Genomic DNA, 13461 nt, shown 5'->3' with positions numbered 1-13461 from the left:
CGGGGTAATCGCATAGTTCCTCCGTAGGCGGACGGTTCAGAGTTGCTGGAGTATCAGGGCGCAGATGCGCCAGTAGCCCTCGCGGAGATCGCCGGTGATCTCCAGGTCCATGTCCCGGCCGCCGGCACCGCCGTCGACCGCGAAGTCGATCCACCGGAACTGCCCCTCGGGAATGACGTCGTTCCCCGACTCCGCCACCAGGGCTCCGTCGATCCGGACCATCGTGTTGCCGGAGGCAAACGACGCGTCGCCGGTCAGCAGTTGGACAATGTGCCGACCAGCCGGCACCGCGAGCCTGAGCACCGACGGCTCGCCGCGTGACAGCGTGAAGTCCCGGCGGAGGGCATCGAGCTTGCCCCGGTCACGAAAGCCGACCTCGGTCAACCAGCCGTACCCCTTGGCCGGATCCCAAAGGTCGAGCGGGGACAGCCTTTGGTACGTCGCGAGGACCGGGGTGCTCGGACCACCTGAGTCGAGAGCAAGCAGGACCTCGTCCCCGGACGGCACGGAGACCAGCTGCAGCCGGGTAGGCGGTCCGAAGATCGGCGTATTCCCAGCCGACACCCGCACCTCGACCATCCCCACGCCGGGTCGGTCAGCCGGCGGAGTGATTGGCAGCTCCAACGTCGTCGAGGCCGATGGTGCAACGGTTGCTGAGCTGTCGTCGCTGGACCAGCCCGGTGGCGGTGTGATCGCGGCGGTGACCTCGACGGCTGTGCCGGTGGAGTTGGTGATCGCGACCTGCAGCACATTCGTCCGGCCGCCGATCATCACGTCGGCGGTGATGCCCGTGATCTCCACACCGGGGACTCTGACGGCACCCGGCGTACCGTCCTCGACGACGAACGAGGCAAGCGTGCTGACCGGTGACTCCGAATCGGAGGCGTTCGACACCGCCCGGATGTCGGTCCGCCAGCTGTCCGGGGAGACCTCGCAGCGTAGGTAGCCGCGCAGGGTGCCGTTGAAGAACTTGACGTGCGGATTCGCCGGCAACGCCTCCACGACGTCGGCACTCCACGGCGCGCCCGAACTGACGGAGGTGCCGACGAACTCGGTCGCGAGCGTCTCGGAGTCCGGAGCCGCGAAGTCGGCCTTCAGATCGTTGACCCAGCTCGAGTGCCAGTCGCCACTGAGTACGACGGGATTCGACGGCCGGAACTCGGCGATCCCGGACAGGAAGCGATCGCGCGCCGCCGGGTAGCCGTCCCACTGGTCGAGGTTGACCACGACACCGGGGCCGGGGTCGTAGTCGAACTCCGCCATCACGATCTGCTGTGCGATGACGTTCCACCTGGCGGTCGAGTGCGTGAGGCCGTCGAGCAGCCACCGCTCCTGTTCCGGACCCATGACCGTGCGGTTCTCGTCGTACATCTCGGGACACGGCTCCTTGCGGCCGTCGCCGCACGCCTGGTCGTCGCGATACTGACGGGTGTCCAGGATGCTCAGCTCGGCCAGGTCGCCGTACGTGAACCGGCGATACAGCAGCATGCCCGCGCCGTCCGGCCGCGCTCGGGCCCGCAGTGGCAGGTGCTCGTAGTACGCCTGGAACGCGTTCGCACGACGCGTGAGGAAGTCGGGGTCCGGCGCCTTCGGGGTGTCCCCCGCCCAGTTGTCCTCGACGTCGTGATCGTCGAACACGACGACGAACGGGAAGGCCGCGTGCGCCGCCTGCAGATCGGGCGACGTCTTGTACAGCGCGTGCAGGGCCCGGTAGTCGGCGAGGCTTCTGGTGGTCGAGTTCTCGTAGGTGTAGTCGCCGAGATGCAGCACCAGATCGAGGTCTTCGTCGACCATGTTGCGGTACGCCGCGTAGCCACCGCCCACCCATTGCTGACACGAAGCGACCGCGAACCGAAGGCGGTCAGGCCGCGATCCCGGTGCCGGTGCCGTCCGGGTCCGGCCGACCGGGCTCATCTCAGGTCCGGCCTTGAAGCGGTAGAAGTACTCCCGGGCCGGCGACAGTCCGTCGACCTCGACGTGAACCGAGTGCGCGAGCTCGGGGACCGCTTTGGCCACACCGCGCTTGACCACCCGCCGCATTCCGGGATCCGCGGCGACCTCCCACTCGACCGACACCGGGATCGGCGGCATGCCGGCCGCGTCGGGATCGTTCAGCGGATCGGGGGCAAGGCGCGTCCACAACACGACGCCGTCGGGTTCTGGATCTCCGGACGCGACGCCGAGGGTGAACGGATAGCTCGGCAACCGCACCGCCGCCGCGGCGCTCTCGTCGGACAAGCCCTGCGCCGCCAGCGCAACCGCGGTGGCGCCCAGGCCGGACATCCTGACGAACTCCCGCCGGGTCACTCGCCGGATCATCTCTTCCGGCCATCGAATCGCAGCAGCACCGCACCGAGCGCAGGAATGCGGAAGTCGACGTGCCCGTCGACGACACGGCTGTGTCCGGCCCTCGCGTCCTGCCGGCTCTCACTGAACTCCCACAGCTCGCCGACGCCCGCAGGCAGGTGCTCGGTCAGATCGGCATTCACGTCGTACGCCGTGTCGGTCGCGGAGTTCACCGCCAGCAGCCAGACGTCTCCGTCGTGGTCGCGGGTGGTGATGGCCAAGACGTCCGGGGAGCCAGAGACGCTCTCGTAGGTGACGCGGCCGCCTTGCAGGGCGCGGATGCCCATGCGGAGTGCGTAGTACGTAACTCGGCGCGTGCCGTCCTTGCCGATCAGGTACGCCCGGTTCGGCGCATCGTAGAGGTTGACGATGTGGTTGCCGTAGACATACGAGTCGGGGCTGGACATCCGGATCAGGTTCTGGAGGATCAGGACTCCGGAGGAGATCTGCTGATACGAGTCGGCGCCGTGGTTGTAGACCGGGCCCCATTCCGTCACCCACAACGGGCGATCCGGTTGCCCGGCGGCGTTCATGAGTTGGTGTATCTCGCGGAGGTTTCCGCTCGGGTCGTCGGAGAAGTCGTGGTAGTCGACCGCGTCGAAGGAGTCCGGAACCTTCTCGAGCGCGTCCTTGATCCAGCCGAACCGTTCGCCGGCGTCGTTGACCGACGTACCGGCCGACACCGGTGCGTAGGTCTGGTACGCCCGATGCGGGAGGAACCGCTGATACGTGTAGTCGATGGCGTCCTTGGTCAGCCTGACGAAGTCCCAGTAGTCGTCTTCGGTGCCGAGCCAGCCCTGACCGTCGTGATTCGGTTCGTTGCCGAGTTCCCAGTCGTCGACCCGGTAGTCGTTGCGGACGTTCAGCCAGTAGACACAGGCGAAGACGTGCTGCCACCACTCGTTCCGCCCTTCGGGCGTGTTCGGTGGATTGAGCGGCGTGGCCCAGTCCGGATCCAGGGTCGCGTTCTGGACCCGCAGCGAGACCATCGGTTTGACGTGCGCGTCTTTGAGGCTGCCGAAGATCTGGCGCCAGTTGCCCTGCCATCCGTCGCCGGGATTCGTCGCGTACCAGAACGGGCTGCCCTCGGGCGGGTGGGTGAAGGCGTTGTCCCACCAGGCCCAGTTGACGACGTTCGGGTCCGCCTTGATCTCGTCGACCGTCGGCGAGCCGAAGACGCCGTCATCGTCGTCCCACTCCCACGCGTACATGTGACCTTCGTAGAAGCGGTAGGTGTTGATGCCGAGATCCTTGATGTCGCGGATGTCGAAGTTCGTGATGCCGCGATCGGCTCCGATGTAGCGAGTGCTCACTCCCCACGGCGTGCCGGAGACCTTGATCGTCGTCTTCGCGGTAGCGACAGCCGGCGCCGCGGCGGCCGGCAGTGTCGGCAGCAGGACCGCTCCCGACGCGATCGCACTCGCCTTCAGCGCGTCTCTTCGCGAGATCTTGCCAGGCATAGCATCTTCTCCTTCGTCAGAGCGCAGCACGGATCAGACCCTTTACCGCTCTTCTCCCAGACGTGCCTGCCGCTACAGCGACCCCGCGGTCTCCTGAACCGGCGCGATCGGGCCACCGGCCATGCCGACCATGTCGGTGAGCACCAGCGCCGCCGCCCCGAGCGCACCGCCTCGTGCGCCGAGGCGACCGAGGCGGATCGTCGGTGGCGCGAACGGCAGCCGGCGATCGGTGACCTCCTGCAACGGACCGACGATGAAGTCCCCCGCGCGCATGGTTGAGCCGCACAGGACCACCAGCGGTGAGTCCGTCACACACAAGGTCGCAGCAACCACCGCGCCCAGGCTGCGCCCGACATCGGCCAGTGTGTCGGCCATCTGCACGTCGCCCGACAACGCCTCGTCGATCACGGCGTCGACGTCGACGCGCGACAACGGCACGCCACCGAGGCGTCTGCGGTTGGACTCGCGGAGCCGGGTGACAGCGGCGCGAATGATGGCCGAACTGCCGACCACATCCGACACCTTCACCGGTATCACGCCGCCCTGGCCGTCGTGCAGATCCAGGATCATCCGGCCGACCGCTCCGGCAGCACCGTCGCCGCCGGTGAACAGCCGGCCCCCGGTGATCACGGCACCGCCGAGACCTTCGTCCAGCACCAGGCACAGCAGATCGGTGGCTCCCCGGCCGGCGCCGAACAGATGCTCGCCGACGGCCACCGCATGCGCGCGGTTCTCGGCTACGACAGGGAGCTGGAACCGCTTGGCCAGGAACGCATGCAGATCCAGGCCGGTCCAGTCCGGGGCCTGCTGCGGAAGGAACATGCCGGGTTTGGAGCGCTGCATCCGGGTAGGCACAGCGACCCCGAGCCCGGTCACCCGATCCGGTGACTCCACCGTCGCCAGCAGCCGGCCGACGAGACGCTCCAGGGTCCGCTCGAAGCGCCGCTGTCCGTCCTCGAGGTCACAGTCCGCCGACACCTCGCCGTGGATCTGTCCGGACAGGTCCGAGACCACGGCCGAGATGTGATGCCGGTCGACACTCACTCCGGCGGCCAGCAGTCCGTCCATTCTCAGTCCGTACAGGATCGGCCGGCGGCCACCGGACGACTGCCCCTCGCTCACCGGCCGGACAACGCCCTCGGTCTCGAAGTCGGCCAGGATCTCCGAGATCGTCGGCACGCTCAGCCCCAGGTCGCGGGCCAGCATCGCCTTGGACAAGTTGCCGTGAGCCCGGAGCCGGCCGAGCACCTGAGCCCGATGCTCGTCCCTGACTCGTCGCACGCCACCCACTTTCGAAACCCTCCTGAAGAAGTGCGTGCCGACCATGATGCGCGTGCTGCGGACCGTGCGTCAACAGATCGCCAGAGAACGTTTTCTGATTCGGCAGAAAGTTTCCTCCGCTGTTGACGCCTCCTTGGGAGGATGTCACCATGATGCGATCTTCTTAAGGACGGTTGCAAAAGTGGTCCCGAAGAGTCCCAACATCCTGTTCCTGATGTCCGACGAGCACCGGTACGACGTGGCCGGGTTCGCCGGGGATCCGGTGATCAGGACCCCCACGCTGGACTGGCTGGCCGAGACCGGCGCGGTCTTCGGCAACGCCTACACCCCCTCCCCGGTCTGCATCCCGGCCCGGCAGAGTCTGATGTCCGGGCAGCTGCCGCAGACGACCGGCTGTCTGCGGTACGGGCAGGATCTGCCCCCGGGGCACGAGACGTTCGCCCGCACGCTGGCCCGGCACGGCTACGCAACGGTTGCCTGCGGCAAGCTTCACCACCGCGGCATCGACCAGATGCAGGGCTGGACCCGGCGGATCGGATCCGACATCACCATCGGCTCGGACGCCGTCGACAACCCGGCTGCCGAGTTCGCACAGCGGGTGCCGTCCCTCGCCAACGTGAAGTGGAGCGACGCCAAGGAGGTCAAGCGGGCCGGGGTCGGCCGCGGACCGCTGGTGGCCCAGGACGAGTACACGCTGACCGGCGCGCTGGACTTCATCGAGGAGTTCTTCACCGACCCGTACTACGACCGGCCCAGTCCCGATCAGCCCGTGTTGCTCAAGGTCAGCCTGAACCAGCCGCACTACCCGTACTTCGCGGACGAGGAACGCTTCACGCACTACCTCAACCGCGTCACGCCGTACCTGAACCAGCCAGTCTCCGAGCATCCGTTCCTGGCCCAGCGCCAGGTGCGCCCGGGGATCGACGCCACCGAGGTCGAGATCCGCCGGGCCACGGCGGCGTACTACGCGATGGTCGAGAACGTCGACGCCATGTTCGGGCAGGTGCTCAAGGCGCTGCAGCACCAGGGCCAGGACCTGGACGACTGGGTGATCGTCTACACCGCCGACCACGGCGAGATGCTCGGTCAGCACGGCATCTGGGAGAAGCAGAAGTTCTACGAAGCCAGCGCCCGGGCGCCCTTGATCATCCGTTCGCCGCGGCACTTCGGCGGCGGCCACATCGACGAGAACGTCAACCTCTGCGACCTCTACGCGACCCTGTGCGGGTTGGCGGCACATCCCGTGCCGGACGGTCTGGACAGCCGCAGCCTGGTTCCGTTGATGCGCGGCGAGCCGACGGACTGGTCCGACGAATCGGTCTCCCACTTCGGCGACACGAACCTGATGATCAAGCAGGGCCACCTCAAGTACCAGTACTACGGCGAAACCCTGCCCGAGGTGCTGTTCGACCTCGCAGCAGATCCGTCGGAGGAACGCGACTTCATCGCCGCACCCGAGTATCGCGAAGTGCTGGAGCAGTTCCGGACCAGACGCGCCGCCCTCGGCTACGGCCCGGACGCGGACCCCGACTACCGCAACGCCGGCTACACGGACGTCCAACCGATGGTTCGTGGAAGGAGCTGACCGTGGCATTGACCATCGACAAGAGGCCGGCGGTGAAGTCAGCCCCGCCGGGATCACCGCACTCGCTGGGCCGGCTCGCGCGCCTCAAGCGGGACTGGGGCTTGCTGGTGTTCGCGGTGCCCGGTCTGCTGGTCTTCCTGGTCTTCCACTACGTCCCGTTGCTCGGCAACGTGATCGCCTTCAAGGACTACCAGCCGTACCTCGGCGTCCGGCAGAGCCCGTGGGTCGGCTTCTCGAACTTCGCCCTGATCTTCAGCGGCGATCCCGAGGTGCTCAACGCTCTGAAGAACACGCTCGTCCTCACGGTCCTCCAGGTCGCCTTCGTGTTCCCGGCTCCGATCGTCCTCGCCCTGGTGCTCAACAGCCTGATGTACGAGCCGATCAAGCGGTTCGTGCAGAGCGTCCTGTACATGCCGCACTTCCTGTCCTGGGTGATCGTGGTCGCGATCTTCCAGCAGATCCTCGGGAACGCCGGTCTGCTCAACACCTACCTGCGGCACAAGGGCATCGAGCCGATCGAGATCATCGGCAACCCGGACGCGTTCCGCGCGCTGATCACGTCGCAGGTCATCTGGAAGGACACCGGGTGGGGAACGATCCTGTTCCTGGCCGCGCTGTCACGCGTCGATCAGGAGCAGTACGAGGCTGCCTCGGTCGACGGCGCCGGGCCGGCGCGGCAGATGTGGCACGTCACCCTGCCGGCGCTGCGTCCACTGATCATCCTGCTCGGCATCCTGCGCCTCGGCGATTCGCTGAGCGTCGGCTTCGAACAGATCCTGCTGCAGCAGGGGGCGGGCACCGAGGTCACCGAGGTCCTCGACACGTACGTCTACCACCACGCCTTCCAGCAGGGCGAGTGGGGCATCAGTGCCGCGGTCGGTCTGGTCAAGGGTGTCGTCGGCCTGGCGCTGGTGCTCGGCGCGAACAAGGTCGCGCATCTCTTCGGAGAGGACGGAGTGTACCGATCGCGATGAACACCACAGCCCGTACGAGGACCCGCGGCCGATCGCCCGGAACGGCGCCGGCGTCCCTCCCGATCAAGATCCTCAGGGCGATCGTGCTCCTGATCGCCTGTGGGCTGGTCGTGATGCCGTTCGTCTCGGTGATCTCGACGAGCCTGGCCGACCAGCAGCAGATCACCGACGCCGGTGGTTACGTGCTCCTGCCGGATCGGCCGTCGTTCTCGGCGTACAGCTCGATCCTGGCCGGTGGCGTGGTCGCCCGGGCGCTGCTCGTCAGCGTGGGAATCGCCGTCGTCGGGACCGTTCTCGGCCTGATCGTCACCTCGGCGATGGCCTACTCGCTGTCGCGGCCGACGTCCTTCGCGCACAAGCCGATCCTGATGGTCGTCCTGCTCACCATGCTGTTCAGTCCCGGGATCATTCCGAACTACCTGTTGATCAAACAGCTGGGCCTGCTGAACAGCTGGTGGTCGCTGATCCTGCCCGTGCTGGTCACCGGCTTCTCAGTCATCGTGCTGCGCTCGTTCATGATGGGACTGCCGCCGGACATCTTGGAGTCGGCCCGCATCGACGGGGCCAACGACCTGCAGATCTTCGTCCGCATCATTCTCCCGCTGTCGAAGGCCGCCCTCGCCGTCATCGGGCTGTTCTTCGCCGTCGGGTTCTGGAACTCGTGGTTCAACGCCCTGCTCTACATCAACGATCCGTCGAAGTTGCCGCTGCCGCTGGTGCTGCGCACGTACGTCGTCGACAACGCGCGGCTCGGTGCGGAGCAGCTGTCCGGGGAGGCCGGCGTACTGCCGCCGACCCAGTCGCTCCAGATGGCCATCCTCGTCATCTCGCTGATCCCGATCCTGCTCGTCTACCCCTTCCTGCAACGCCACTTCACGAAGGGCGTTCTGGTCGGCGCCGTCAAAGGCTGAGCCGCCGTCCATCGCCGGCTTCGAAAGGAGAACCCATGTCCGAATCAATGAGTCGCCGTACCCTCCTCCGGCTGATGGGAGGAACCGCGGCCGCCGCGGCCGCCGGTCCGACCCTCAGCGCCTGCTCCAGCTCCCCCGCCACGAGCCAGCAACAGCAGAACTCCGGGGTCCAGCTCCCGTCGTACATCCCGTATCAAGGGGTCAAGCCGGACCTGGCGCCGACGAAGGACGGCGTGATGTCGGGCTTCCTGCGCTACCCCGCGACTCCGATCGTCGGAATCCCGGACCGGCCGGGCACGGGCTCGGAGGAACTCACCGCCTTCATCCAGCAGTTCCGGCCGATCCCACCGGCGGCGTCGCGGAACGAGTACTGGCGCAACGTCAACGACAAGCTCGGCGTCACGCTGAACCTGCAGATGGTGCCGAGCGCGAACTACGCCGACAAGCTTCCCACCGTGCTGAGCGGCGAACTGCCGGACTTCACCATGATCGTCAACACGCCCAACATGCCGCAGTTGCTGGACGCGAAGTGCCAGAACCTCAGCGAGTTCCTGGCCGGCGACGCGATCAAGGACTACCCGATGCTGGCCAACCTGCGCCCTGAGGCCTGGCGCACCACGGTCTTCAACGGTGGGATCTACGGCATCCCGATCCCGCGGGAGCGGGTCGGCGTGATCTGGTTCACCCGCGTCGACATCGTCAAGGCGCACGGCCTGAATCCGGCGCCGGCGACGTTCGCCGAGTTCAAGGAGCTGGCGAAGGGCGTCACCAACCCGAAGGAGAACCGCTGGGCGTTCCACGGCGCGCCCGGAGTCCGCGACCTGATCCTGCGGATGATGGGAGCTCCGGTCGGTTGGCAGGAGGAGGGCGGCAAGTTCACCTCGATCAACGAGCTGGACCAGACCAAGCAGGCGATCAGCGACACCCGGGAACTCGTCAAGGCCGGCTACTTCCATCCCGACACGTTCACCCAGGGTGCGCCGTTCAAGGACTGGATCGGCGGCGGACGGGTCGTGATGGTCTCCGACAACTACTCCGCCTGGCCGCAGTACGTCACCCAGAACGTGAAGCCGGGCTCACCCGTGCAGTTCGACGGCATGCTCCCGCCGAAGTACGACGCGGGCTCGACGCCGAACCTCGGGCGCGGAGTTCCGTCGTTCAGCACGACCGCGTTCAAGAAGACCGACGACAAGGAGCGGATCAAGCTGATGCTCCGGGTCGCGAACTACCTCGCGGCGCCGTTCGGCACCCAGGAGTACTTGATCAACCGGTACGGCAAGGAGGGCGTCGACTACACCATGGTGAACGGCGACCCGATCCTGACCAGCAAGGGCGAGGTCGAGCACACCGCCGAGTTCTACCGGATCGCCGACGCGCCCTGGCCGCTGTACGAACCCGGTCACCCCGAGGAGACGAAGAAGGAGCACGCCTACCAGGTCAAGGCCGTGCCGATGACGCTGGCCAACCCGGCCGACGCCCTGTACTCCGAGACCTACAACCGCAAGCGGAACACGCTGAACAAACTGCTCGACGACGCACTCGCCGACGTCCTGCAGGGCCGCAAGGAGCTGGCGGCCTGGGACGACGCGATGGACCGCTGGCGCAAGCAGGGCGGCGACCAGGTCCGCAAGGAGTACGAGGAGGCCTTCGCCGCGTCCAAGTGACCGGTCAGAGCAGGTCGGCTCCGGAGGTGGGATCCGCCTCCGGGGCCGGGACCGGATCCACCGGCCGGCGGTCGCTGCTCGTCAGGTCCGCCCGGATCTCACCGCGCAGCGTGAGAACTGTCTGGAGTACGCCGAGCAGGATCACCGTCGCGATGATGGCGAAGATCTGCCGGTAGCTGAGCAGACTGACGAGCAGGCTGCCCAGCGCGAGCGAGATCGCCTGCGGGGTCGACACGAGCACCTCGACCGCGGTCGACACCCGGCCGATCAGGTGGCCCGGTGAACGCCGTTGCATCAGCGTCGTGAACGCGACGAACGTCCACGGCAGCCCGACACCGCAGATGCCCGCGCCGACCAGGACCAGGGCGATGTTCGGCGCCGCCGCGCAGACGATGGTGGCAGCGGCCAGAGCGGTCAGGCCGAGTGCGCAGGTGGCGATCTCACCGAGACGGCGTACGGCGCGGCTCGCGGTGAGGGCGCCGATGACAGCGCCGACGCCTTGGCAGGTCACGAAGACGCCGGAGAAGGTCGGCGGCTTGCCGAACGCCTCCATCAGCGCGTAGATCGACGACTCGTAGAAGCCGATCACCAGGATCGAGATCGCGAGGCCCAGCAGGACGTGGCGGAGGATGCGGTCGTTGACCAGGAACCGGACGCCCTCGAGGACGTCCTCCTTGAAGGTTTGCTTCGCCGGCGCGGGCGTCTCGGTGATCTTGATCGTCGCGATCAGCAGTCCGGCGATGACGAACGTGGCAGCGTCGACGACCGCGACCAGCCAGCCGCCCGTGGTCGCGAAGATCGTGGCCCCGACGAGTGGACCGAACAGCCGGTAGCCCTCCTTGATCGTGGCCAGGCTCGAGTTCGCGTCGACCAGGAGCTCCTCGGGCAGCAGGTCCTTGAGCAGCCCGTTGAGTGCCGCGGGCAGTACGACGAACGAGACGCCGTACAGGAAGGCGACGACCCAGATCAGCCAGACGTCGTTCGCGTCCCGGACGAGCACGAGCGGAAGGACCGCGGCCGCGCTCGCGAAGTTGCCCCAGACAAGGATCGCCTTGCGGGGCAGCCGGTCCACCCAGACGCCGAGGAGCGGGGCGCCAAGTGCCGGCAGCACCATGAAGAAGAAGGTCAGACCGGCCAGCGCGTTCGAGCCGGTGAGCGTCTTCACCCACATGCTCAGCACCAGCAGCATCACCGAGTCGCCCAGCATCGACGTACTCAGACCGCCGAAGAGGCGCGGGAACCCGGGTTGCGCGAACAGCTTCCTCATGCCGGCTCAACCCCCGGGAAGTACGTGAGGACGCCCCACGCGACAAACTCACACGGCCGCGCGCCCGGTGGTCGCTGCTGTGGATCGGTCAGTCGCTCGACATACCGGTCGAGGACCGCATTGATCGCGTCGTTCATCTCCTTGAGCTCGTCCGCGGTCAGCCACGCCACCATTTCGGTGCTGCTGTGCGCCGACCGCCACTCCTCGGACTCCTCCGCCGCGCGCTGCTGCGCCTCGCGCAGCCGGTCGACCGCCCGGCCCATCGTCACCTCGGACAGCGCCTGCGCAGCCCGCCGCCCGTCGATCGACTCCGAGGCCTGCTCGTCACCCCAGCGGAAGCCGAGACCCGGCACTTGCCACGGCCGCTGCCGACCTTTCCCGCCCGGGGCCTCCTCCACGAACCCGTGCTGCGCCAGTTTGCGCAGGTGCCACGAGCAGTTGGCCGGCGTCTCGTCGAGCCGGTCGGCCAGCTCGGTCGCGGTCAGCGGTCCGCTGATCGACAGGAGCTCGACGATCGCCATCCGGACCGGGTGGGCCAGGGCGTTGAGTTCACGCGGGTCGCTCAGGTGGCGATGCGGGTTCGGCATGCGTCGAAAGTACTCTTTCGAAAGAGTTGTTGCAATAGGATGCCGGGCAAAGAAATCGCCCGCCGCGCGGGGCGCGACGGGCGATACAGAAGAAAGTCGGTATCAGGCCGGGAGGTGGGACTCGATGGCGGTGACGATCTCGGTGGACTCCGGCTCGGTGCGGGGGCGGAAGCGGGCGGCGACGGTGCCCTCCGGGGTGACCAGGAACTTCTCGAAGTTCCACTGGATGTCACCGGCCTCGCCGTCGGCGTCCGGCGTCAGGGTCAGCTCGGAGTACAGCGGGTGCCGGCCCTCGCCGTTCACCTCGAGCTTGTCCAGCATCGGGAAGGTGACGCCGTACGTGGTCGAGCAGAAGGTGGAGATCTCGTCCGCCGTCCCCGGCTCCTGACCGCCGAACTGGTTGCACGGGGCACCGAGCACGGTGAAGCCGCGGGCGCCGTACTGCTTCTGCAGGTTCTCCAGGCCCTCGTACTGCGGGGTCAGGCCACACTTCGACGCGACGTTCACGACCAGGACGGTCTTGCCCTTGTAGTCACCGAGCGAGGTCGGAGCGCCGGCGAGCGTGGTCAGCGGGATGTCGTACAGGCTCATGCGGATCCTTCGAAGGTTGGGAGGGCTGGACCGGCACGCGACAGTACGCCGCGAGGCCGGTTCGGCGGCGTCGATCGCCGGAGGTCACACGGTGAAGCGTACTGCTCGACTACCGGACTTCCACGGCCTCCGTGCGGATCGGGGCGGGGGCGGGAGCCGGGGCCGGCATCCAGAGTTTGCACTCGGTGATGGCGGCGGTGAGCAGGTTGTACAGCCGGTCGTCGGGGTCCGGCACGCAGGCCTGCGAGATGCCTTCCACCGCGCAGGACACGGCGCGTGGCGCGGTCCGCTTGGCGAAGTCCGGCGTACCCCGATGGGCCCTTGCGGTGAAGGATCGCGCCCACTTGGTAGCGGCCGGGACCGCCTCCAGGACCGCCTGCGAGTCGGGCTCGAGGTCGTCCAGTGGTCGCCCGTCCAGCGCGGCGAGTTGCTTCTCCCCCACCAGCAGCGCCACTGCGAGGATGTATTGCCGCTCCTGCGACACCACCGGCAGCGCGTGCTGGATACAGCGGGCGGTCACCCGCGCTACGACGTGTGGATCGTCGGGAGTCAACCCGATCACGGATGGGATCAGCGGCGCCAGCCGGGTCCGGCCGGCGTCCGTCGTGCAGTCGTTGACGTCGCGCGCGACGCCCGCCAGCAACGGATGCGTACAGGCCGGGTGGTCCGACCATGGCTCGCCTGCCAGGTAGGAGGCGAACTCCATGAAGCAGGCACCCTTGCGCGGGTTGCGGTGTTTGCCCCGGCTCAGCACCGGTACGGAGAGATCAGCATTGTTCATGAACGGCTCCTGAC

The 13461-nt window shown here is 67.4% G+C and carries 11 protein-coding genes; 4 read left to right on the top strand and 7 right to left on the bottom strand.

All coding sequences use genetic code 11. The features are described from left to right. Window positions 1-36: 36 nt before the first annotated feature. The 3 genes from E0H73_RS06080 to E0H73_RS06070 form a co-directional block, all read right to left on the bottom strand. A complete protein-coding gene (locus tag E0H73_RS06080) occupies window positions 37-2307 on the bottom strand; it encodes an alkaline phosphatase D family protein (protein ID WP_238163830.1) in 2271 nt (756 codons plus the stop codon). Between the two features lie 8 nt (window positions 2308-2315). Then, complete coding sequence (locus E0H73_RS06075; RefSeq protein WP_131352343.1) at window positions 2316-3806, bottom strand: hypothetical protein; 1491 nt, start codon at window positions 3804-3806, stop codon at window positions 2316-2318. 72 nt (window positions 3807-3878) lie between these two features. Next, window positions 3879-5087: an ROK family transcriptional regulator gene (locus E0H73_RS06070; protein ID WP_165555501.1), complete on the bottom strand. Its 1209-nt coding sequence runs from the start codon at window positions 5085-5087 to the stop codon at window positions 3879-3881. Between the two features lie 43 nt (window positions 5088-5130). On the opposite strand from E0H73_RS06070, the gene E0H73_RS06065 reads away from it, so the two are divergent. Genes E0H73_RS06065 through E0H73_RS06050 form a run of 4 tightly spaced genes read left to right on the top strand, consistent with a single transcriptional unit; the run spans window position 5131 to window position 10221 of the window. After that, a complete protein-coding gene (locus E0H73_RS06065) occupies window positions 5131-6672 on the top strand; it encodes a sulfatase-like hydrolase/transferase (RefSeq protein WP_131352339.1) in 1542 nt (513 codons plus the stop codon). A 2-nt stretch (window positions 6673-6674) separates the two neighbouring features. Next, complete coding sequence (locus E0H73_RS06060) at window positions 6675-7646, top strand: ABC transporter permease (protein WP_238163041.1); 972 nt, start codon at window positions 6675-6677, stop codon at window positions 7644-7646. Then, window positions 7643-8557 carry a carbohydrate ABC transporter permease gene (locus E0H73_RS06055; RefSeq protein WP_131352337.1) on the top strand — a complete coding sequence of 305 codons (915 nt, stop codon included), beginning with the start codon at window positions 7643-7645 and terminating at the stop codon, window positions 8555-8557. Before E0H73_RS06060 ends, E0H73_RS06055 begins: the two co-directional genes overlap by 4 nt. 35 nt (window positions 8558-8592) lie before the next feature. Continuing rightward, a complete protein-coding gene (locus E0H73_RS06050) occupies window positions 8593-10221 on the top strand; it encodes a type 2 periplasmic-binding domain-containing protein (RefSeq protein ID WP_131352335.1) in 1629 nt (542 codons plus the stop codon). A 4-nt stretch (window positions 10222-10225) separates the two neighbouring features. Here E0H73_RS06050 and E0H73_RS06045 read toward each other — a convergent pair whose 3' ends face one another. The 4 genes from E0H73_RS06045 to E0H73_RS06030 form a co-directional block, all read right to left on the bottom strand. Continuing rightward, the gene (locus E0H73_RS06045; protein ID WP_131352333.1) at window positions 10226-11488 is read right to left on the bottom strand and encodes an MFS transporter; all 1263 of its coding nucleotides are present in this window, start codon (window positions 11486-11488) and stop codon (window positions 10226-10228) included. After that, window positions 11485-12075 (bottom strand): helix-turn-helix domain-containing protein, encoded by a 591-nt coding sequence (locus E0H73_RS06040; protein WP_131352331.1) that lies wholly within the window; start codon window positions 12073-12075, stop codon window positions 11485-11487. Before E0H73_RS06040 ends, E0H73_RS06045 begins: the two co-directional genes overlap by 4 nt. Window positions 12076-12177: 102 nt before the next feature. Further along, entirely contained in the window at window positions 12178-12666 is a 489-nt protein-coding gene (locus E0H73_RS06035) for a glutathione peroxidase (protein ID WP_131352329.1), read from the bottom strand. A gap of 109 nt (window positions 12667-12775) precedes the next feature. Then, window positions 12776-13447 (bottom strand): hypothetical protein, encoded by a 672-nt coding sequence (locus E0H73_RS06030; RefSeq protein WP_131352327.1) that lies wholly within the window; start codon window positions 13445-13447, stop codon window positions 12776-12778. Window positions 13448-13461: the final 14 nt, after the last annotated feature.

This window comes from Kribbella pittospori, assembly GCF_004331465.1.
GTDB classification, from domain to species: Bacteria; Actinomycetota; Actinomycetes; order Propionibacteriales; family Kribbellaceae; genus Kribbella; species Kribbella pittospori.
Note: the sequence above shows the minus strand (reverse complement) of the source record. Positions and strands in the feature narration are given on the sequence as shown.